The sequence below is a fragment of the Parasedimentitalea nitratireducens genome (assembly GCF_057444295.1).
The window spans coordinates 71,587-91,138 of record NZ_JBYAXC010000006.1 but is presented as its reverse complement, the minus strand read 5'-3'; the positions used below and the strand labels follow the sequence as shown (position 1 = coordinate 91,138).

The window sequence follows — 19,552 nt, the reverse complement described above, 5'->3', positions numbered from 1 at the left end:
ATGGTTTAGGCGCTTTCCAGCGCACGCAGGCTGCGGACGGCTTCTTCGAAATGCTGCGGGTGGGTGCTGATTGCTTCACGCAGCAAGCCTTCGCCAGTCTTGATATCACCCTGCTTGATAGCCGTCAGGGCCATTGTATGGAGCAGTTGCGCCCGCTCGATCTGACCCATGGGAATGACCGGCAGATTGTAATTCCGCTGGGCACCTCGGGCGAGAACCAGATTGTTTTTGGCTGTGAACAGGGCCTGATCCTGGCGAATGGCCTCGCCAAACAGCCGCTCCGCTTCGGCATAGTCGCCGCGGGTTAGCTTGGAATAGCCCCAGTTGTTCATCACACTGGCAGGGCGGGTGGTCAGCGAGACAGCAATTTCATAGAAACTGTCGGCTTTTTTCCATTCCTGGTTGGCGTCGGCAACCATGGCTTCAAGCCGGTAGCGTTTGAAAGTCTCGTGGGTTGGCGGAACGGCATCCAGCGCGGCCTTGGCTGCGCCCCAATCGCCACTGCGGATCAGGGCATCTGCCAGATCCACTTGATCATCATTGGTTGCCCCTTCCAGAGAGGTGACTTTTTTCCAGGTGGTGACCGCTTCGGTGTTGCGTTTGGCTCGGATCAGAGACTTGGCCAGCCCCCGCTGCAGGTCAATGCGGTCTGTGTTGCCCTCGAGCGCGCGCATGTAATAGCTCACCGCTTCGTTGGGATCGGCGGCGGTTAGCATAACATCGTTGAGATCAGTTTCATCAACCACGTTCACTTCCTGAAACGCACGTTCAACGGATGAGTCTTCTTTTTCCGCACAAGCCGAAAGGAATAGGCCCCCAATCAGGCATGTTGATACTAGAATAGTTTGGCGCATTTTCGCGTCCTTTACTGCTCTGCCTTATTTATGGCGTTTGGCGGATCAGGAAACTGCCTCCTCCGCGCTGCACCAATTCATAATCTTGGTTTTGTCCAGCAGTATTAGCAGAATTTTCCATTTTTGCGAGGGCCAGGCGCAAATTCTCACGGATTGGGTCACTTTCGCCATTATCCAGGGCAAAAGCGCGGCGTAAAACCTGTTCTGCCTCGGAATATTTGCCTTGTTCCATCAGAACAACGCCCAAATTGTTCATGGCCTCGGGCCAGTCCGGCTCTGTTTCGACGGCGCGACGCAACAAAGTTTCGGCTTGGCCCAGCCGTCCAAGTCCCAAATTTGCTGTTCCGAGGCTAGATAGCACCTCGCCGGTCATGCCGTGATCCAGGGCCGCACGGGTAAAGGCATCAAGAGCCAGTTCATACTCACCAGCGACCATCAACCGGTGGCCAACTTCCAAACCGTCTTCGGCTTGTTTTCGATGATCCACGCCTGGTGCCCAGGGATCGGTTGGATCCGGTGTCTGGGAACCGCAAGAAGCCACCACCACACATGTGGTGATGGCTAAAAATACGACGCGAAACGGTGTGGGCAAAGCCTCACCTATTAGTGACATGATTAGTTGCCCGTATTACCCAAGTTGCCAATGACCTTCGCCGAGGGGCCAACCAGAATGATCAGCAATGGCGGAAGTGTTAGGCCCATAGTGGCAAGCGTCATTTTGGTTGGCAACTTGTTTGCGGCTTCTTCGGCTCGCATCACCCGTTTATCTCGCATTTCACCCGCATAGACACGCAGAGCATCGGCGATAGAGGTACCAAAGGTAGCGGATTGGATCATGACGGTCACAAAAGAGGACAGATCCTGGACGTCGCAGCGGGTGGCCATGTCGCGCAGTACTTTGTCTTTGTCCTTACCGGCTTTCATTTCCTGGGCGACGATTTCGAACTCGTCTGCAAGTTCGGGGTAGGACGAATGCAGTTCGCTGGCGACGCGAACAATGGATTGATCCAAGGACTGACCGGCTTCGACACAAACCAGCATAAGATCCAAGGCATCTGGGAAACCTGCTGTGATGCTTTCTTTTCGGGTTTCGATGCGACGGGTGATCCAATACTTGGGCAACATGTATCCCGCAGCACCTGGACCGATAATGCGGATCAACATCTGTTGGCTGTCGAATTCAATGTCTGCCTTGATGACATAGACAAAAACCAACCCCAAAACCAAACCCATGATGCCAAGAGCAAATTGGGCAAAATGGAAGAAACGGACCGAGTCTTTGGATTGATATCCAGCTTGCCGCAGTTTTAGCTCCATGGCTGACAATTGGTCAGCGTCTTGTGGTTCCAGGAAACTGGCAAACTTTTTCAGCTGCTCATTTCGGCTGCCCTGGCGCAGGCGTTCCTTTTGCGGCTTGTCCTTACTTTCAGGTGCATTGTTTTTCTTGAGCTTTTTCAGCGGGTCTTCGCGCTGGTTCAAGAGCAACGGAATTGTCATCAGGATCATGAACAGGCCAAGAAGGCCAACCACCAGAAGGGGGCCAAAGTCACCCAACTGATCCTTCAGGAACATGTTGATATTCGACAGGAAATCCATGGTGATTGTCCCTTATACCTTGATGTTGGTCAGCATGCGCATGACGAAAAGGTTCACAGTCAGCAGGATGCCCACAATAAAACAGCATGGAATGAAGTAGGGGTGATCCATAACGTCGTCATAGTAATGGGGATCCTTGGCCAGCGTGCCTGCAAGAGCCAGCAACGGAAACGCAGACAGGAATTTGCCCGACCATTGTGCCTCGGCTGTAATCGCTTTAACGCGCCGGAACAGTCGGAACCGAGCCCGGATCACCTTGGACAGGCCTGCCAGAACCTCGGCCAGGTTACCGCCCGATTGCGCCTGGATCGCCACGGCCACTGCCAAGAAACGCATATCTTGCAGATCTAGCCGTTCAGCCATTTCTTTGAGCGCTTCACCCACATCGCGGCCATATGCGCTTTCGTCTGCAATCATGCCAAACTCGGTGGCAAGGGGATCGTCAACTTCCTTGGAGACAATCTGGATGGCGGAGGAAAACGGATGGCCAACACGCAGGCTACGCACGATCAGCTCAATCGCATCTGGCAGTTGTTCTTCGATCAAGCCCATGCGTTTTTTGGCTTTGTTGTTGACCCAGAAGAACACAGCCCCAACGCCCATGATAACCGAGGCCATAATGCGCAATGGCAGCTGGGTGTCTGTGCCGATGGTCAGACCGGTAAAGGCGAGTGCGGCCAATCCAGCCATGATCATGACCAGTTGTTTTGGGGTAAAGGCAATCGCCGCTTTCTGTGCTTTTTCGGCCAAAAGCGAGTACAGCGGGATTGTCTGCGATTTCATGTGCTGCTGCATTTCCTTGCGCAGCTGTTCGAGCACCTGTTCGCGGTTGCCGCCCTTGTCGAGCATCTCGAGGCGGCGATTGACGCGGCTGTTCAGGCTGATGGATTTGCCAAAGGCCACCAGATACAGGCCTTCGACCAGCACCAGGACGCCGACAAATATCAGACCATAGATAATTGGTTCTGCACTCAGTTGCATCAGTTGGCCTCCATCTTGGTGGGCTCATAAATCGAAGCGGGCAGGTCATAACCCCACATGCGGAACCGCTCCGAGAAGTGGCTGCGCACGCCGGTGGCGGTGAAATGGCCTATGATCTTGTTTTCGGGGGTCAGGCCAACACGCTGATACCTGAAGATTTCCTGCATCGAGATAACGTCGCCCTCCATCCCGGTGATCTCGGTGATCGAGGTCATGCGGCGCGAGCCATCCTGCAGACGGGAGGCCTGCACAATCAGGTTTACCGCCGAGGAAATCTGGCTGCGAACCGCCTTGAGCGGCATTTCGATACCGGCCATCGCGATCATGTTTTCCAGACGGCTGACGCCATCGCGGGCCGAGTTGGCGTGGATCGTGGTCATCGATCCATCGTGGCCAGTGTTCATCGCCTGCAACATGTCGATGACTTCTTCGCCACGGGTCTCGCCCACGATGATACGATCGGGACGCATACGAAGGGCGTTTTTCAGACAGTCGCGGGGCGAGACTTCGCCTTTGCCTTCGACGTTGGGTGGGCGGCTTTCCATCCGGCCCACATGGGTCTGTTGCAGCTGAAGTTCCGCAGTATCCTCGATTGTTAGGATACGTTCGGCATTGTCGATGAAGCTGGACAGTGCGTTCAGCGTAGTTGTTTTACCGGAACCTGTACCGCCAGACACGATAACATTCAGTCGTGTGGCAACGGCGGCTTGCAGATATGCAGCCATTTCCTCGTTGAAGGCACCAAAATTCACCAGGTCATCGATGCCCAGCTTGTCTTTTTTGAACTTACGGATCGAAACCAGTGAACCATCTACCGCAACCGGCGGGACCATGGCGTTGAAACGGGAGCCATCCGCCAGTCGTGCATCGACATAGGGGTTGGATTCATCAACCCGGCGGCCAACTGCGGATACGATTTTATCAATGATCCTAAGAAGATGCTTCTCGTCTTTGAAGGTCACATCGCTGAGTTGCAGCTTACCTGCGCGTTCGACAAAGACCTGCTGAGGGCCGTTGACCAGAATATCGTTTACAGATTCATCCTGAAGCAGGGTTTCCAAAGGACCCAAGCCGGTAACTTCGTCATAGAGTTCTTTGGTCAGCGTCTGGCGGTCATCGCGATTAAGCACGATGCCTTTTTCTTCCAAAATCTCAGTGGCAATTGTGGAGATTTCAGCGCGCAGCTCGTTTTCGCTGGCGTTTTCCAGGGCCGCGAGGTTCAGCTGCTCCAGCAATTCACGGTGGAGCTGGATCTTAATTTCACCCAACCGCTCTTTGCGTTTGCGTTCTTTATCTTGGGGCGCAGCCTTGGCATCTGTTGTTGGCATAGGCCGACGCAACGAGGGGCTGACATTGGCAGCTGGTGTCGGAGCTGCCGGTGCCTCAGCCTTGGCGGGCTTGAGCTTGGCAACCGCACCGTTTGGTGCAGTTTTTCCAGCCTGTTTTTTGTACTTCGAAAACATCTATTACCCTCCCCAAAGGGATCATATTGAGTTACGCGGCAGCTGCGTCTTGCTGACCAAGTTCATGCAGTGAAAGTGCCAGCTTGGCGATTTCTTTGCGCAGTGGGTTTTTGGGTGCCGAGATCGCCAGAGGAAGCCCATGGTCGCAGCATTGAGCAACCGGTTTGCCGCCATCTGGCAGCTGCAGGTCGATGGAAATGCCAAGCGATTCAGCCATACGCTTTACCCGGCTCTTACCGCTAAGATCGGTGAACTTTGGCGCGCGGTTCAGTGTGAAACGCAGCTTTTCAAACGGCAGGTCTTCGGACTGCAACGCACGTTTCATCCGCAGTGCATTTTGTGCCGACCGCATGTCGAGTTCGATCATGGCGAAATAGACATGCGCTATGTTGAGAACGCATTCGGACCACTGCACCAAGGTGCGCGGCAGATCGATTACCACAAAGTCAAAGTGGCTGCGTGCCATGGCAACAATGCGCTCGATGTCTTCGGACGTGAAGAATTCAAGCGGAACCATTTCTGACGGCGCTGTCAGGACCTGTAGCTTGTCTTGGAAAGAGAGCAGAGCCTGGCCGAACATCTCGGCGTCCATTTCATCAATCTGACCCAGCATTTCCATAACGATCTCACGGCGCGGCAGATCCAGATAGGTCGCCACCGAACCGTGCTGCATGTCGAAATCCAGCAGGCAGACACTTGGCTTTTCTTGTTCACTTAGCGCCGCCAGTTCCCAGGCAAGGTTCACAGCCAGAGTTGTAGAGCCTGATCCACCTGCAATGCCCTGACACACAATCACGGCGCCTTCGCGGGCGCTGCCAGACTGAAGCTGGTGTGGATTTTGCTGAACAGGCTCTGGTTGCGGTTCTGGGGTGGTCACCCGCTCAATCGCGGCTTGCAACTCTTGTTCCGGAAGAGGGTAGGGGACAAATTCGTCAGCGCCCTGACGCAAAAGCTGGTGCAGCGATGCCGGGGTTACGTCTTCGGCAATGAGAATGACTTTGATTTGGCGGGCTTTGGCCTGGGTGATAATTTCACCCATAAGCACCAGATTGTCTTCGTCATGGCCATCAATCGCCAGAGCCACAAATTCGAGGGCTTCGGCTTCGGGTTGATTAAAGAAGGCAAGAGCCTCGGCAAAACCCAGGTCTCCCCAGCTTTCGCCCATCGAGGCTTCCATGTCTTCGATCAGCAGGTCGAAGTTCTGCACGTCGCGGCTGACGGTGCAGGCGACAATTGCGTTGTTTTCTGGTTGCGGCGTTACACTGCTCATTGCCATTATCCTCATTGCGGAGAGCGGCAGGTTTGACCTGTCCGTTCTGACGTGCGACTCAGTTGGCGCACGTCATCTCTTGAGGATAGTTATCGTTCGTAAATTTGGCGATAATTGGGCCAAAATGCCCCAATAGTTGGGAAAGTCTGAACAGCTGACGCTTGGCCGGCCTATTCTATCGAGGAAGCCAGCGATTGTTCAGCGGTTAGCGTCGTGGCTGGAACTGCACTGGCAATGTAATCGCGATAAACGATTTGCGCGTATTTCCCATCCAACAATGCGGGATGGTTTTTCAGGAAACCGGAGACTTCGGTTACCGTACGTCTATTTTGACGTTCGCGATCCTGACTAACGATGAGTGGCTGGGTTTCGCCATGCGAAACAACCGCTTCCAGTCTGGACCTGCTGATGCCACGTGACACCAGATAGTTTACAGCAGCACGTGCCCGACGCATACCAAGCGACTTGTTGTAGCTTGACGAACCAACGGCGTCGGTGTGTCCAAAGACGCGAAAGCGAACTTCGGGGAATTGTTTGATCCAATGCGCTTGTTGATCCAGAACCGCACGTGCGCTGGCATCAAGATGGGCGCTATCAAATTCAAAGTTGATTGTGGGAGGTACCTCCTTGGCAAACCGGCTCGCCAATTGGATCGCATAGTCACGCTCTCCACTCATCACCAAAGCGTTGTTTAGTGTTGAATTGCCAAAGTTGCCTCTGTCAAGTTCGTGTCCAGCTTCATAGCCACAGGCGCTGACTGTTAAGCCGAGACCCAGAAACGCTGCATGTTTGATCATCTGCGTCATCCTTTGGTTAGTCCATCACATAGCCATAGGAGCCACTGAAGTCTTGCTTGGCAACTTCACTGGCTGGGCCTGTCTGTTCACGGGCAACACGACCGTACAGGAAAAGTTCATTTTCGCTCGGCGGCTTAATCCGGTCAGTAGGGAGGCTTAGGGCTTCACCACGGGTTGGGGTAACGAGATGTGCGCTGATGATGACCACAAGTTCGGTCTGGCTGCGCTGGTAATCAGCGCTGCGGAACAGGGCGCCGAGAACCGGTACATCGCCTAACCAAGGCAGTTGAGATGAATTGTCGAGAAAATCATCCTGGATTAACCCTGCAATCGCAAAGCTCTCTCCATCGCGCATTTCAACTGTGGTTGATGTTTCCCGGCGCGAGAAGGCCGCGACGGACAATCCATCAATGTTGATAGAGTTGGTTGGATCAATTGCAGAGACAGAGGTATTGAGTTCAAGGTTGATCAGATCGCTATCAACAACCCTTGGAATAAAGTTCATCTCAATACCAAAGGGTTTGAACTCGATGGTGGTGACGCCATCTTCCTGTGAAACGGGGATGGGGTATTCACCACCAGCAAGGAATTTCGCTTCCTGCCCAGACAAAGCCGAAAGGTTGGGCTCGGCTAGCGTTCGAACCATACCTTTTTGCTCAAGTGCTTCGAGCAATAGGGCCACCTGTACTGATCCAACATCAAAGCCAAAAACCACCGCACCCGTATTGGTGTTGGACACCGGGATATTGTTGTTGAGCGCATTGGTCAAAGAAAGTTGGTTGTTCAGTGTATTTACGCCGCCGTTTATGCCGGTGCCATTGAAACCCAGTGATGCGCTGAGAGATTTCGAAACGGAACGCTGCATTTCCGCAAAGCGAACCTTGAGCATCACCTGTTGAACGCCACCAACGGACATAAGATTTGATACGCGCTCGGGGGCATATCGTTCGGCGAGATCCAAAGCGCGTTGCAGTCGTGCTGCACTGGATACTGTACCGGAAAGGACAATGCCGTCATTGGCAGTGCGCACTTCAATTTTTTCTGTTGGTAGGATCTGACGCAGTCGTTCTTTGAATTCACTCACATCAGCAGCAACGCGTACATCGACATTGGTGATCAGTCGGCCGCTTGCATCCAATAGAGTCAGCGTCGTCAACCCTGGTGATTTACCCAAGACATAAATGGTGCGGTCGGATAGGGACGAAATGTCGGCAATACCAGGATTGGCAATGCTGAGTTCTGAAAACGGAACTTCGCTTTCAACGACAACAGCCCGGTTCATCGGCACGCTGAGCTGAGCTTCTGTGCCTTTTTTGACGACACGCACGCTTTGTGCAAACGCAGCGTCAGTCATGGGACTGCCGATCAAAGCAAACCCGGTAAGGGCTGCTGTTACTATAGTTTTAATTTTCATGTGACCTGCCTCTCCGATCACGCCTCGTTGTCGGGTCTTTTTGCCCGTTTTTTTATACTGTGGGCTAACTTGTGAATTATTGCAAGAATCATTGGGTGTTGTGGCCGGATCAATGTGGGGTCATGGCAACATATACTAATGAGGGCCACCCAACCGGGCGGCCCTTGCAACATTTGACTTTTCGCTTTTCCAGAGCTGAAACCAGCCACTGTTCAGTGCATTAATTGGTACAAGGTATTGGAATTTCCACAACCTCGGCACCGCGCCGTGTGCGGATGGTGCAGACCTTTTCAACCTCGCGTTCTGGGGCTGCGGTACGTTCACCCAGTCCAAGCAGAGAGCGTTGGTCAACCTCAACAAACGAGGCAATGGTGTCATCTTCGGCACCAACAAGAGACAGCGACAAGCGACCCGTCGTTTGAGCCTGTGCCAGTGCAGCAACCTGTTCAGGCAGGGCTGAGACAGTTACAGTGCGTGCGATGATTGTGCTATCGATGTCGCCACCTGCGCTTTGGTCCACAGCAATCAACTCGATATTGGCCTGTATCAATCGGGTCAATTCGCCCCGGCGGCGCTCATCTGCGTCGCCCAAATTTCCTGTCCAGTACACATCGACGCGATCACCGGGTCGCAAGAAGCCGGATACACCTGAAGAAACATCAACTTTGATAGCAAAAGCCCGCATGCCGCGTTTCAGGCGGGATGTAATGCCTGCATCTTCTCCAGGCTTGGTGACTTTTACAGTCAGAATTGCTTCGTTTGGCTCAATAGTGCGCAGTACAACACGGGATTCGCCAGCAAACTCTGGCGGAAAGAGCGCTTCCATGGTGCTATAGGTGCCCTCGGGAAGGCTGTTCTGAGGCCACTTGACCACCCGAACCGCATCTTGCGTGAGGCGTTCACCATATTTCATGGCTGTGTTGGCAACCAAAACATCAACGGTGGCGATGTTTTCTACTTTCTGAGAATTCGCGTGAGCCAGCGCATTCTGATATTCAGCGATATAGTTTTTGGCCATCATGACAGCACCGCCAGCCAGGGCGACACCGACAATCAATACCAGTCCGAAAACTGCGCGCATTGTGTTACCTCTCTTTGGTTCCGCCGTAAAAGATTGACGAAACCGGATTTTTGCATTGCCCGAACCAAATGGTGATCAGGGCGTGGGCTGACTATGGCGGGGGCGTGCGGTTGTGTTAGCTAAATGTCCAATTGGACATAAAGTCAGCCATGGCATCTGCCAGGCCAAGCGCACCGTCTTGCATTGCCGAGGCAATCAAAACACAGAGACCAACTATGGCGGCTGTTAGAACCACCCAATCAACAGTCACTGCACCGTCATCATCGGTATAAAAGGATTTTAGTCTATTCATGACGAACCTCACTTAGGAGAGTTCCTGGGCAAAGGGCCGCGCCTTTGGATCAAAGACGCGGCCCCCAAACTTAAACCACTAGAACCAGAGGCTTAGGAAGGTGCCTGGCTAGTCAGGTAAGTGCCTGTAGCGCTAGTCAGGTCAGATGCACCGCTTTGGATCGAAGTGAAAACAACGCCAGCCAGAGCAGCAACAGCGGCTGTCAGAACAACCCAGTCAACAGTCACGGCGCCAGCTTCGTCTTTGCGGAAGTTTTTGAAGAATTTGATCATTGTGTGTCCCTCCAAAGGATCTGATATGTGTTTCGACCTTGCCGTCCTGTGTGAGCCTGCTCTCTCCTGCGAAGCTCTGTCCGACTTGGTATGAACACTTATACCCCCCGGAGCGTGGCAGCATTTGGGCCAAAAATCGGAAATCACCGCCTTAGTTTAACTTTTTGGCAGGAATTTGGGTAACTGGCTGAAAACAAAGATATAAACGTTTTATTAATTCTTTTTTTCCGTGACAAACCGGTGGCGCCGCGTGGCAAATGTGGCGAAACCGTCAGATTTCAGCCCTAAGCTCTGGTTTTTCTGCCCAAAGGGTTGGTATTTTATTAAAAACTGTATCGAGCTGACCCATGTTTCATCGTGTTTTATCGCTGTTTGTGTTTGCTGTTCTGATTCCAACTTTGGGAGCGGCGCAGACACCCACCCCCTTTCCGGAATTTGAGGCTAAGAGAGTGCGCCCTCCGCAGCCGGGGGCGCGTCAGCGTATCACCATTCAGGTCGAAGAGCCTCAGGCTCCAGCTGCGGCACAGGTTGACCCGTTGGAACCTACAGGTGGCAGTGCTGCGCTATATGGAGGGTTCTGGGAACAAGTCTCTCCAGACCTGACCGCATCAGGTCCGGGGCGGTTAGGGAACGCGTTGGAGGTGCTGGCTGGGGATCTCAGTGTTGCGGCGCCACGGTTGCAACTGCTTCAGGACATTGCCCAGGAACATGGAATCGCAATTTTGACCGAGAGCATCGGTACGGATGTATCGCCTGCGTTGATATTGGCGATAATCGCTGTCGAGTCGGCCGGGAGGGCTGATGCGCTTAGTTCTGCGGGCGCACAGGGGTTGATGCAGCTGGTGCCCGACACCGCCCAGAGGTTCGGAGTAGACGATCCGTTGGATGCACAGCAGAATATTCAAGGAGGCGTCAAATACCTGAACTGGCTGATGGAGCACTTTGACGAGGACCCGGTTCTGGTTCTAGCGGGTTACAACGCCGGAGAAGGGTCCATTCGCGAACACCAGGGGGTGCCGCCGTTTGCTGAAACCCGGGACTATGTGCCCAAAGTGCTGGCCGCGTTTCAGGTGGCCAGGGGACTTTGCCTGACACCGCCTGAACTGGTTACAGACGGATGTGTGTTCCGGACTATGCAATAGGACGCGCTCTGCGCTCTGGCTGATACGCCGTCAAATCTGCTTTTCACATGACTGGGACAAGATCCCAAGTAGCGGCTTGCGTTGCTGTAGGTTGTGTGAAATTTAAGCCTATATTTCTTAAAGTTGTTTCTGTCGGAGAGTTTGGTGGAAATTGGGTTTGATCTGTATGCCATTGTAAGTGACCCACAGTTTTGGTCGGGGCAGTGGGTGATTATTGCCGGCATTGCAGTGGCTGGGTACTTTGGACGTCTTATCGCTGTGTCGTTTGGGCTATCACTTGCGAGCGGTCTTCCCGGCCGAAATGTTTCGGGGTTTAAACTGATCGGTCTGAGCGCGGCGCTGTTTGTGGGGGTGATATTTGTTGCCGATAAACAGGACAGGGCACTACATCTGCTTCAGCAGACCATATTCGATCCCGTTACCGCTTGGGTTCTGTAGAGCCATGTAAGCGAGACAGGGGGGCTGGGTCAGTCAGTCATAGAAGGGTTCAACAAACAAAGCCCGCCCCAATCAGGGCGGGCTTGTATTACAGGCTTGGTGAACTGTGGCAGTTCACTTAGTCAATGATGGTTGCCTCGGTTGCTGCACGTAGATCAGCCTCGGTGACATCTTCGGCGGTTTCAACGATCTTCAGGCCGCCTTCGACAACATCAAGAACGCCTAGGTTGGTAATGATGCGGTCCACTACAGCCTTGCCGGTCAGCGGCAGGGTGCAGTCTTTGAGCACCTTTGAGGCCCCATGTTTGTTGGTGTGATCCATCACCACAACAACGCGGCCAACACCGGCGACCAGATCCATAGCGCCGCCCATGCCTTTGACCAGCTTGCCAGGAATCATCCAGTTTGCCAGATCGCCGTTCTCAGCCACTTCCATCGCGCCAAGGATGGCCATGGCGATCTTGCCACCGCGGATCATGGCAAATGACTGTGCACTATCGAAGTAAGCGGTTTGGGGCAGTTCGGTGATGGTTTGCTTACCTGCATTGATCAGGTCGGCGTCCTCGGTGCCCTCAACAGGGAAGGGGCCCATGCCCAGCATGCCGTTTTCCGACTGTAGGGTCACTTCGACACCTTCAGGGATATAGTTGGACACCAGCGTTGGAATACCGATGCCGAGGTTCACATACCAACCATCTTGCAGTTCCTGAGCGGCCCGCGCCGCCATTTGGTTACGATCCCACATGTTCGCTCTCCTTATGCCGCTGGCCGGGTGGTGCGCTGTTCGATGCGCTTTTCGTGGGTGCCCTGAATAATGCGGTGCACATAGATTCCGGGCAGGTGGATTGAATCTGGGTCCAGTGAGCCGGTTGGTACAATCTCTTCGACCTCGACCACGCAGACCTTGCCGCAGGTGGCAGCAGGGGCGTTGAAGTTGCGAGCGGTTTTGCGGAACACAAGATTGCCGGTCTCATCGGCTTTCCAGGCTTTCACGATGGCCAGATCGGCAACAATGCCTTCTTCCATGATGTAGGTTTCGCCGTTGAAGTCGCGGTGGTCCTTGCCCTCGGCGATGACGGTGCCCACACCGGTTTTGGTGTAGAAGCCCGGGATGCCAGCGCCGCCGGCGCGCATACGTTCAGCCAGGGTGCCCTGGGGGTTGAACTCCAGTTCCAGTTCCTCGCTTAGATACTGGCGCATGAATTCAGCGTTTTCGCCCACATAGGACGAGATCATTTTCTTGACCTGCTTGGTCTGCAACAGGATGCCGATGCCAAAGTCATCAACGCCCGCGTTGTTGGAGGCAAAAGTCAGATCCTTGGTGCCGGCGTCTTTGATCGCGTCCAGCAGCAATTCCGGAATGCCGCAGAGGCCAAAGCCACCCGCCGCGATGAACATGCCGTCATGAAGCAGCCCGTCGAGCGCTTCTGCGGCGTTTGCATACACTTTTTTCATGGAAAACTCCCAGCAACATACCTTTGAGACAGGTTCTGACGCTGGGGAGGGGGCAAGTCAACAATACTGAGAGATTCGAGTATTTCTACCGAGCGACTTGCCCCGGTAATCTGCGATCACGCTGGAAGAGCATCAGCGCTGTATTGTTCCACATAGCTGCCAGACGGCGCGATTGGCGTGATGACGTCGATTAGAACTCCATTGGGATCGGCAGTAATGAAGTGACGTTGGCCAAAGTCCTCGTCACACAGGTCTTTGAGAACCGGAAGACCCTTGGAGGTCAGGCGCTGATAATCGGCTTTGGCGTCCGGCACCTCAAAATTGAGAATGACGCCCTTGGACAGCCCGCGCCCAGATGGGGGGATGGTTTCGTGGTATCCGTCCAAAACTGCGATATTCACCGCTGGGTCGGCGTTTGATTGCAGGTGGATGTACCAGTCTGACGTGAACACGGCGCGAAAACCAAAGTGGTCTTGGTAAAAACTGGCGGTGCCGTTCACGTCGTTGGTTTGGATGACCGGATAGAATTGTGTTGGTTTCATCTTGTATCTCCAGAATAGAACATACAGTGTGTATGTATGTGAATCAATAAACATACAGGCTGCATGTATGCAAGATAAATCTAAACCAACCCCCAATGCGGATCGTCGTGCTGCGATGCGTAAGAAACTGATCGAGGCCGCGCGGGCCTTGTTTGTGGAAAAGGGCTTTGCCGCGACATCGACGCCGGAGATTGTCAAAGCGGCAGCGGTGACTCGGGGGGCGCTGTATCACCATTTTGCCGACAAGGAGGATTTGTTTCGCACGGTTGTTATGGCCGAGGCGGAAAATCTGAAGTTGGCGATTGAAGAGGCATCTGCGGGTGAGGCTGACCCAATGGACGCCGGGAGCCGGGCCTATTTTGAAGCGATGGCGAAAGCCGGGCGGTCGCAGCTGTTGTTGGTGGATGGGCCTGCGGTTCTGGGGGCGCAGGAGATGGACGAGATAGATGCCGGCGGCGGACGTGCGGCGCTGCGGGATGGGCTGGCGCAGGCAAAGCCGGACTTATCGCAAGCAGACTTGCAGACGCTGACCCAGGTTCTATCGGCGGCCTATGACCGAGCGGCTTTGGCGATTGCTGCTGGTGAAGATAGTCTTCCTTATGAGCGGGCGATGGCTGGGCTGTTGAACGCTGTAATGAGCTGAGGGGGAACGCTGCGCAGAACTTTGGTGTGAACTGCGTGCGTTGAGGTGAGAGGCGAGGGGCCAGCCCCTCGCGCTCCCCGGGATATTTATAGCCAGATGAAAAGGATGAGCTTTGCCCTGTCCTGTTGCGTCTAATTGGCTGCGATCACGCCACAGGCCACCCGCGCACCGGCGCCGCCAATGGGTTGGGTGATGTGGTCATCCGGGCCTTCGTGGATCACAAAGGAGGAACCATCTTCGTCAATCAACGGATGGTCGCCGCCATCCAGAGTTACCAGGTTGGTGAAGGTTTCCATCTCTCCGGTGCCGTCGGCTGCAACATAGATATTGGGTAGGTCACCGGGCTCGGGACCGTCTGGGTTCATCATACCATGGGCGCCTTCGACCTTGCCCACATGGCCTTTGGCGGATTTGAATCCATCTCCGGTGTCGCACATGCCGTGGCTGTGCAGGTGCAACCCATGGGCGCCGGGTGTCAGGCCGGAAACCTTGACGTGGATGCGAACGCCGTGTGGGCCCTTGCTCAGAGTGGCCTGGCCAATGACGGTGCCGTCATTGCCGATCAAATCGGCTGAGGCACCGGTGATATGGCCGCCAGCAGAGGCTGACAGGGCGGTGCTGGTGGCCAAAATGGTGCCGAGGGTGAGAGACTTAAAATTAGACATTAGAAACATCGCGCGAACTCCCGCTAACTGGTGAACAACGAGAGCAGGTTAAAACAAAACCCGACACCGCCCAAGAGGTGCCGGGTTTATATCCGCGATTTCACGATGCTTTGGTCAGCTGTCTTCTGAGGAAGCCTTTTTCGCCGGAGCCTTCTTCTTGGCTGGCGCCTTTTTGGCGGCGGGCTTCTTCTTGGCTGCCGGTTTCTTTTTTGGAGCGGCTTTCTTCTTGGTGCCCTTCTTGCCAGCCTTTTCGACCAGCAACTGCACCGCTATTTCCATGGTGACGTCTTTGACTTCGACATCCTTGGGCAGGGTGGCGTTCACCTTCTCCCATTTGACGTAGGCACCATATTTACCGTCCATGATGTTGACCGCACCGCCACCATCTGGATGCTCACCGAGCTCTTTAAGCGCCTTGGCCGCCGCACGACGACCACGACCAGGGTTGGCGCGTTTTTCAGCCAGCATCTCCATTGCATGGTTCATGCCAATCTCGAACACATCCAGGGTGTTCTTGAGGTTTACGTAGACTGGTTTTTCTTCATCCGCCAGTTGGTGCATGATATAGGGGCCAAAACGGCCGAGGTTGGACGCAACGGCGCCGCCTTCGGGGTGCTGGCCGATTTCGCGCGGCAGGGTCAGCAGGGTGACGGCCTGTTCCAGTGTTACCTCGTTTGGGCCCCAGCCAGGGAGGAATTCTCGGCCCTGTTTGGGCAGCGAGGAGCGTGGTGGTTTCTTGTTTTCAGGTGTTGGCTCGCCGCGCTGCACATAGGGGCCAAAGCGGCCGGATTTCAGGTGGATCTCGTCGCCGGCATCCTCGCCCAGAATCTTTTCATAACCTTCGGCACCTTCGCCCGAGATGGGGCGGGTGTAGTTACATTCGGGATAATTGCCGCAGCCGACAAAGCCGCCGGTGCGAGAGGACTTCAAGTGTAGCTGCCCGGCGCCGCATTTGGGGCAGGCGCGTGGGTCGGTGCCATCTTCGCGTGGCGGATAGAGCTGTGGGGCCAAGGCGTCATCGAGCACGTCCAACACTTCGGAAATCCGCAGGTCCGAGGTTTCGGAGATTGCAGCCGAGAAATCGCGCCAGAAGCCGCCAAGCAGCTCTTTGTAGTCGCGATCGCCAGCGCTGACGTCATCGAGCTGCCCTTCGAGGTTGGCGGTGAACTCATAGCCAACGTAGTTGCGGAAGAAATTCAGCAGGAAGATGGTAACGATCCGCCCCTTGTCTTCGGGGTGCAGGCGGTTTTGGTCTTTGCGAACGTATTCACGATCCTGGATCGTGGTGATGACGCTGGCATAGGTGGACGGGCGGCCAATGCCCAGCTCTTCCATCTTTTTGACCAGGGTTGCTTCGGTATAGCGCGGCGGCGGCGAGGTGTGGTGCTGTACGGCCAGCACTGATTCATTCTGCGACAGCAGCGCAGAGCCATTGCTGTGCAGGTCACCACTGAGTTCGCGTTTGGCACCATCTTTGCCGACCTTGTCGAACTGACCAACCAGCGAGCCATCTGCGAATTTTGCGGGCTCACCCTGCATGATCTGGGGCAGGCGCTTGTCATCGTCGCTTTGCACGACGTCATCGCGGCCTTCCTCGTAGACGCGCATAAAGCCGTCAAACAGCACAACCTGACCAGTGGCACGCAGCACGACTTGTTTGTCATCCGAGCCGATATCAACCGTGGTGCGCTCCATCTTGGCGCTGGCCATTTGGCAGGCCAGGGTGCGCTTCCAGATCAGGTCATAGAGCTTGCGCTGGTCCTGTTCGGTCACTTTCAGGCTGGCGGCATCGCGGCTCATGTCGGTGGGGCGAATACATTCGTGCGCCTCTTGGGCGTTCTTGGCCTTGTTTTTGTAGACCCGCGGTTTGTCTGGGACATACATGCCGCCATAACGCTTGTCGATTTCGGCGCGCGCCTCGGACACCGCTTCGGGGGCCATGTCGATGCCGTCGGTCCGCATATAGGTAATGTATCCGGCCTCGTACAGACGCTGGGCAGTGCTCATGCATTGCTTGGCACCCATGCCAAATTTGCGGCTGGCCTCTTGCTGCAGGGTCGAGGTCATAAATGGGGCGGATGGGTTGCGGGCGGCGGGCTTGGCCTCGACCGACTGCACCGACAGATCGCGGCTGGCAACGGCTTGAACCGCCATTTCAGCAGCGGTAGAGTTGGCGAGGCTGAATTTGTCGAGCTTATCGCCAGCCAGCACTGTCAGGCGGGCCTCAAATTCTTGACCGCGCGGGGTGGTGAGCAAGGCGCGCACCGACCAGTATTCCTGCGGATTGAAGGCTTCGATTTCCAGCTCACGTTCAACGATCAAGCGCAGGCAAACGGATTGTACGCGACCAGCAGAACGGGCACCGGGCAGTTTGCGCCACAGAACCGGCGACAGGTTGAAACCCACCAAATAGTCCAGCGCGCGGCGGGCCAGATAGGCCTCGACGAGCGGCATGTCGACCTCGCGCGGGTTAGCCATCGCCTCGAGCACGGCATCCTTGGTGATGGCGTTGAATGTCACGCGGCTGACAGGCGTGCTCTTTTTAATAGAGCGCCGTTTGGTCAGTGCTTCTTGCAGGTGCCAGCTGATTGCCTCTCCCTCGCGGTCGGGGTCGGTCGCGAGGATCAGTGCGTTGTCTTCTTTGAGCGCGTCGGCGATGGCCTTCATATGCTTGCGGCTGTCGTTCCCGACCTCCCAAGTCATCTCGAAATCATTGTCTGTATCGACCGATCCATTCTTGGCCGGAAGGTCACGCACGTGGCCGTAAGATGCCAGAACGGTGTAGTCAGAGCCAAGATACTTATTGATCGTCTTGGCTTTGGCTGGCGATTCTACAACAACTACGGGCATTTAGGTCAAACCTCATGGGACGGATACGGCACGTTCTATGGCCGGGCAAGATGTGGGGCGCAAGAGGGGATTGTCAATCCTTCAGTTTTGTTGGCAGGTTTGGGCCGAAGTTTGACGTTAGAATTTGAGGACTAGAATGAAACTGGGACTAATTTTGGCTGCTGTTTTGGCGGCGGCTCCGTTGGCAGCGCAAGAGATGACGAAGTCTAAAGCCGGAAACCGAATCCTGAAGAAAAACCAGGTTGCACCAGCGTGGTACGAACCGGAGCGTGGTACCGCAGAGCGCAAGGCATTGATGAATGCGCTGCGCCCGCTGGCTGAGGCAGATTTGGGCGCGCCAGTAGAGTTTGTCGTTTATGAATTGCGGGTATCCGGTGATCGTGCCTTTGCTTCGGTTCAACCGCAACGCCCGGGCGGCAAAGAGATCGACCTGCGGTCAACGCCGGGCTATGTGCGCGGAGATTTCAGCTATGACATGATGGATGGCACCCACATGCAGGCGCTCTATGTGCGGTCTGGGGGCAGTTGGGTCGTAATGGAACATGCAATCGGTGCCATGGATGTCTGGTACGCAGGCGAGCCGTTTTGTAGCAGCTGGGGCCCGGTGATCGCCGAATTCTGTTACTGACGTGACCCTCGGGAGATCATACCGCCGGGTTGGCGGATGATCTCTTCTTCCAACTCCAGATCCGTCAGGGCTGATGAGACCTCTTGTACCGGGGCTGCGAGATCACGGATCAGCTGATCTTCGGCGGTGGGCGAGGGGCCAAGCCGAGACAGGATTTGCTGATGCAGGGCGGCGGTTTCTTGCAGGTTACGCCGCTGCGCAGGTTTGGGCAGGTCTTTGAGTTGTCGTTCTTGCTGTTGGGGTGCGGGCCTGGGTTTCAATGTAGACAGAGCAGCAATGACATCATCGGCGTTGCGCACCAGCTGGGCCCCGTCGCGGATCAACATATTGCAACCACCGGCGCGGGCGTCGAATGGATGACCGGGTACCGCCAGAACCTCGCGCCCCTGATCCAGCGCATCACGGGCAGTGATCAGGCTGCCAGATTTTGCGGCGGCTTCTACCACGACCACAGCGCTGGCCAGCCCCGAGATAATGCGGTTGCGGCGCGGAAAGTGGCGGGCTTGGGGTGTCAGGCCCATGGGCTGTTCCGATAGCAATAGGCCCTGTTGTGAAATGTCTTGGGCTAGTGATGTGTTTTCGGAGGGATAGATGACATCTACTCCGCCAGCCATAACGGCTATGGTGCCACTGTTGAGCGCTGACAGATGAGCCGCGGTGTCGATGCCGCGAGCCAGACCCGAGACCACGATGAAGCCCTGTTCGCCAAGCTCATGGGCCAAAGCGCGGGCCATGCGTGTGCCGAGCGAAGATGCATTCCGGGCGCCGACCAAAGCAACCACAGGTGAGTGAAGCATCTTGGTGTCGCCAATCGCCCACAGGATCGGTGGCGCGTCTTTTAAGTCTGCAAGTTGTTTGGGGTAGTCAGCGCCGCCAAGGCACAAAAGTCGCGCTTTGGCGACTTTTGCGGCCTTGATTTCGGCGTCTATCACAGAGGCAGGGCACGTTTTATACCCTTTTACTCCTGCGTCGCGTGCCAATTTAGGCAACGCAGCTAGCGCGTTCTGCGCTGAGCCATACTCGTCGATTAGTCGGTGAAATGTCACCGGGCCAACCCTGCGAGAGCGCAACAGACGGAGCCAAGGAAAACCGGTATCTTCCGTGGTGGGTGGGAGTGGGGGGTGAGTGGAAGAAGTGTATTCTTCGGTCATCCGTTGCTCCGCCTGTTT

Annotated in this window: 21 protein-coding genes; 4 read left to right on the top strand and 17 right to left on the bottom strand. The window is 55.2% G+C overall.

The annotated features are described in order from the left end of the window. Positions 1–5: 5 nt before the first annotated feature. From AC2T28_RS17175 to AC2T28_RS17125, 11 genes are all read right to left on the bottom strand, one after another. Positions 6–854, bottom strand: a complete 849-nt coding sequence (locus AC2T28_RS17175; protein WP_486749869.1) for a tetratricopeptide repeat protein — start codon at positions 852–854, stop codon at positions 6–8. 28 nt (positions 855–882) lie between these two features. After that, a complete protein-coding gene (locus tag AC2T28_RS17170; RefSeq protein WP_486749868.1) occupies positions 883–1,467 on the bottom strand; it encodes a tetratricopeptide repeat protein in 585 nt (194 codons plus the stop codon). A gap of 2 nt (positions 1,468–1,469) precedes the next feature. Continuing rightward, entirely contained in the window at positions 1,470–2,450 is a 981-nt protein-coding gene (locus AC2T28_RS17165; RefSeq protein ID WP_486749867.1) for a type II secretion system F family protein, read from the bottom strand. Positions 2,451–2,462: 12 nt separating this feature from the next. Further along, positions 2,463–3,431: a type II secretion system F family protein gene (locus AC2T28_RS17160; RefSeq protein ID WP_486749866.1), complete on the bottom strand. Its 969-nt coding sequence runs from the start codon at positions 3,429–3,431 to the stop codon at positions 2,463–2,465. Next, complete coding sequence (locus AC2T28_RS17155; protein ID WP_486749865.1) at positions 3,431–4,894, bottom strand: TadA family conjugal transfer-associated ATPase; 1,464 nt, start codon at positions 4,892–4,894, stop codon at positions 3,431–3,433. The genes AC2T28_RS17160 and AC2T28_RS17155 overlap by 1 nt, the downstream gene beginning before the upstream one ends. 31 nt (positions 4,895–4,925) lie before the next feature. Then, the gene (locus AC2T28_RS17150) at positions 4,926–6,164 is read right to left on the bottom strand and encodes a CpaE/TadZ family protein (RefSeq protein ID WP_486749864.1); all 1,239 of its coding nucleotides are present in this window, start codon (positions 6,162–6,164) and stop codon (positions 4,926–4,928) included. Positions 6,165–6,334: 170 nt separating this feature from the next. Next, positions 6,335–6,961 (bottom strand): OmpA family protein, encoded by a 627-nt coding sequence (locus AC2T28_RS17145; protein ID WP_486749863.1) that lies wholly within the window; start codon positions 6,959–6,961, stop codon positions 6,335–6,337. A gap of 16 nt (positions 6,962–6,977) precedes the next feature. Further along, positions 6,978–8,375: a type II and III secretion system protein family protein gene (locus AC2T28_RS17140; RefSeq protein ID WP_486749862.1), complete on the bottom strand. Its 1,398-nt coding sequence runs from the start codon at positions 8,373–8,375 to the stop codon at positions 6,978–6,980. A 220-nt stretch (positions 8,376–8,595) separates the two neighbouring features. Continuing rightward, complete coding sequence (gene cpaB, locus AC2T28_RS17135) at positions 8,596–9,456, bottom strand: Flp pilus assembly protein CpaB (RefSeq protein ID WP_486749861.1); 861 nt, start codon at positions 9,454–9,456, stop codon at positions 8,596–8,598. A 115-nt stretch (positions 9,457–9,571) separates the two neighbouring features. Further along, entirely contained in the window at positions 9,572–9,748 is a 177-nt protein-coding gene (locus AC2T28_RS17130) for a hypothetical protein (RefSeq protein WP_486749860.1), read from the bottom strand. A gap of 92 nt (positions 9,749–9,840) precedes the next feature. Continuing rightward, positions 9,841–10,020, bottom strand: coding sequence for a hypothetical protein (locus tag AC2T28_RS17125; protein WP_486749859.1), 180 nt, complete (start codon positions 10,018–10,020; stop codon positions 9,841–9,843). A 347-nt stretch (positions 10,021–10,367) separates the two neighbouring features. Here AC2T28_RS17125 and AC2T28_RS17120 point away from each other — a divergent pair, with 347 nt between their 5' ends. Then, on the top strand, positions 10,368–11,162 hold the full coding sequence (locus AC2T28_RS17120; protein WP_486749858.1) for a lytic transglycosylase domain-containing protein: 795 nt from the start codon (positions 10,368–10,370) through the stop codon (positions 11,160–11,162). Between the two features lie 144 nt (positions 11,163–11,306). Then, the gene (locus tag AC2T28_RS17115; RefSeq protein ID WP_486749857.1) at positions 11,307–11,600 is read left to right on the top strand and encodes a hypothetical protein; all 294 of its coding nucleotides are present in this window, start codon (positions 11,307–11,309) and stop codon (positions 11,598–11,600) included. Between the two features lie 118 nt (positions 11,601–11,718). Here AC2T28_RS17115 and AC2T28_RS17110 read toward each other — a convergent pair whose 3' ends face one another. The 3 genes from AC2T28_RS17110 to AC2T28_RS17100 all read right to left on the bottom strand — a co-directional run bounded on the left by AC2T28_RS17110 (position 11,719) and on the right by AC2T28_RS17100 (position 13,597). Further along, complete coding sequence (locus AC2T28_RS17110; protein WP_486749856.1) at positions 11,719–12,345, bottom strand: 3-oxoacid CoA-transferase subunit B; 627 nt, start codon at positions 12,343–12,345, stop codon at positions 11,719–11,721. Between the two features lie 11 nt (positions 12,346–12,356). After that, a complete protein-coding gene (locus AC2T28_RS17105) occupies positions 12,357–13,055 on the bottom strand; it encodes a CoA transferase subunit A (protein ID WP_486749855.1) in 699 nt (232 codons plus the stop codon). Between the two features lie 116 nt (positions 13,056–13,171). Further along, the gene (locus tag AC2T28_RS17100) at positions 13,172–13,597 is read right to left on the bottom strand and encodes a VOC family protein (RefSeq protein WP_486749854.1); all 426 of its coding nucleotides are present in this window, start codon (positions 13,595–13,597) and stop codon (positions 13,172–13,174) included. Between the two features lie 67 nt (positions 13,598–13,664). Between AC2T28_RS17100 and AC2T28_RS17095 the strand changes: the two genes are divergently transcribed. Continuing rightward, a complete protein-coding gene (locus AC2T28_RS17095) occupies positions 13,665–14,240 on the top strand; it encodes a TetR/AcrR family transcriptional regulator (RefSeq protein ID WP_486749853.1) in 576 nt (191 codons plus the stop codon). A gap of 131 nt (positions 14,241–14,371) precedes the next feature. Here the strand turns inward: AC2T28_RS17095 and AC2T28_RS17090 are convergent, their stop codons facing one another. Together AC2T28_RS17090 and topA are read right to left on the bottom strand one after the other, a co-directional pair. Beyond that, positions 14,372–14,905, bottom strand: a complete 534-nt coding sequence (locus tag AC2T28_RS17090; RefSeq protein WP_486749852.1) for a superoxide dismutase family protein — start codon at positions 14,903–14,905, stop codon at positions 14,372–14,374. Between the two features lie 114 nt (positions 14,906–15,019). Further along, positions 15,020–17,755: a type I DNA topoisomerase gene (gene topA / locus AC2T28_RS17085; RefSeq protein ID WP_486749851.1), complete on the bottom strand. Its 2,736-nt coding sequence runs from the start codon at positions 17,753–17,755 to the stop codon at positions 15,020–15,022. A 136-nt stretch (positions 17,756–17,891) separates the two neighbouring features. Between topA and AC2T28_RS17080 the strand changes: the two genes are divergently transcribed. Continuing rightward, a complete protein-coding gene (locus tag AC2T28_RS17080) occupies positions 17,892–18,383 on the top strand; it encodes a hypothetical protein (RefSeq protein WP_486749850.1) in 492 nt (163 codons plus the stop codon). Here AC2T28_RS17080 and dprA read toward each other — a convergent pair. Then, on the bottom strand, positions 18,377–19,534 hold the full coding sequence (gene dprA, locus AC2T28_RS17075; RefSeq protein WP_486749849.1) for a DNA-processing protein DprA: 1,158 nt from the start codon (positions 19,532–19,534) through the stop codon (positions 18,377–18,379). The two genes, AC2T28_RS17080 and dprA, sit on opposite strands and share 7 nt — an antisense overlap. Between the last annotated feature and the right edge of the window lie 18 nt (positions 19,535–19,552).

What these genes read in the sequence shown, in the direction of transcription:
- AC2T28_RS17175 (WP_486749869.1), bottom strand. Translation starts at nt 854, where the DNA reads ATGCGCCAAACTATTCTAGTATCAACATGCCTGATTGGGGGCCTATTC.
- AC2T28_RS17170 (WP_486749868.1), bottom strand. Translation starts at nt 1,467, where the DNA reads ATGTCACTAATAGGTGAGGCTTTGCCCACACCGTTTCGCGTCGTATTT.
- AC2T28_RS17165 (WP_486749867.1), bottom strand. Translation starts at nt 2,450, where the DNA reads ATGGATTTCCTGTCGAATATCAACATGTTCCTGAAGGATCAGTTGGGT.
- AC2T28_RS17160 (WP_486749866.1), bottom strand. Translation starts at nt 3,431, where the DNA reads ATGCAACTGAGTGCAGAACCAATTATCTATGGTCTGATATTTGTCGGC.
- AC2T28_RS17155 (WP_486749865.1), bottom strand. Translation starts at nt 4,894, where the DNA reads ATGTTTTCGAAGTACAAAAAACAGGCTGGAAAAACTGCACCAAACGGT.
- AC2T28_RS17150 (WP_486749864.1), bottom strand. Translation starts at nt 6,164, where the DNA reads ATGAGCAGTGTAACGCCGCAACCAGAAAACAACGCAATTGTCGCCTGC.
- AC2T28_RS17145 (WP_486749863.1), bottom strand. Translation starts at nt 6,961, where the DNA reads ATGATCAAACATGCAGCGTTTCTGGGTCTCGGCTTAACAGTCAGCGCC.
- AC2T28_RS17140 (WP_486749862.1), bottom strand. Translation starts at nt 8,375, where the DNA reads ATGAAAATTAAAACTATAGTAACAGCAGCCCTTACCGGGTTTGCTTTG.
- cpaB (WP_486749861.1), bottom strand. Translation starts at nt 9,456, where the DNA reads ATGCGCGCAGTTTTCGGACTGGTATTGATTGTCGGTGTCGCCCTGGCT.
- AC2T28_RS17130 (WP_486749860.1), bottom strand. Translation starts at nt 9,748, where the DNA reads ATGAATAGACTAAAATCCTTTTATACCGATGATGACGGTGCAGTGACT.
- AC2T28_RS17125 (WP_486749859.1), bottom strand. Translation starts at nt 10,020, where the DNA reads ATGATCAAATTCTTCAAAAACTTCCGCAAAGACGAAGCTGGCGCCGTG.
- AC2T28_RS17120 (WP_486749858.1), top strand. Translation starts at nt 10,368, where the DNA reads ATGTTTCATCGTGTTTTATCGCTGTTTGTGTTTGCTGTTCTGATTCCA.
- AC2T28_RS17110 (WP_486749856.1), bottom strand. Translation starts at nt 12,345, where the DNA reads ATGTGGGATCGTAACCAAATGGCGGCGCGGGCCGCTCAGGAACTGCAA.
- AC2T28_RS17105 (WP_486749855.1), bottom strand. Translation starts at nt 13,055, where the DNA reads ATGAAAAAAGTGTATGCAAACGCCGCAGAAGCGCTCGACGGGCTGCTT.
- AC2T28_RS17100 (WP_486749854.1), bottom strand. Translation starts at nt 13,597, where the DNA reads ATGAAACCAACACAATTCTATCCGGTCATCCAAACCAACGACGTGAAC.
- AC2T28_RS17095 (WP_486749853.1), top strand. Translation starts at nt 13,665, where the DNA reads ATGCAAGATAAATCTAAACCAACCCCCAATGCGGATCGTCGTGCTGCG.
- AC2T28_RS17090 (WP_486749852.1), bottom strand. Translation starts at nt 14,905, where the DNA reads ATGTCTAATTTTAAGTCTCTCACCCTCGGCACCATTTTGGCCACCAGC.
- topA (WP_486749851.1), bottom strand. Translation starts at nt 17,755, where the DNA reads ATGCCCGTAGTTGTTGTAGAATCGCCAGCCAAAGCCAAGACGATCAAT.
- AC2T28_RS17080 (WP_486749850.1), top strand. Translation starts at nt 17,892, where the DNA reads ATGAAACTGGGACTAATTTTGGCTGCTGTTTTGGCGGCGGCTCCGTTG.
- dprA (WP_486749849.1), bottom strand. Translation starts at nt 19,534, where the DNA reads ATGACCGAAGAATACACTTCTTCCACTCACCCCCCACTCCCACCCACC.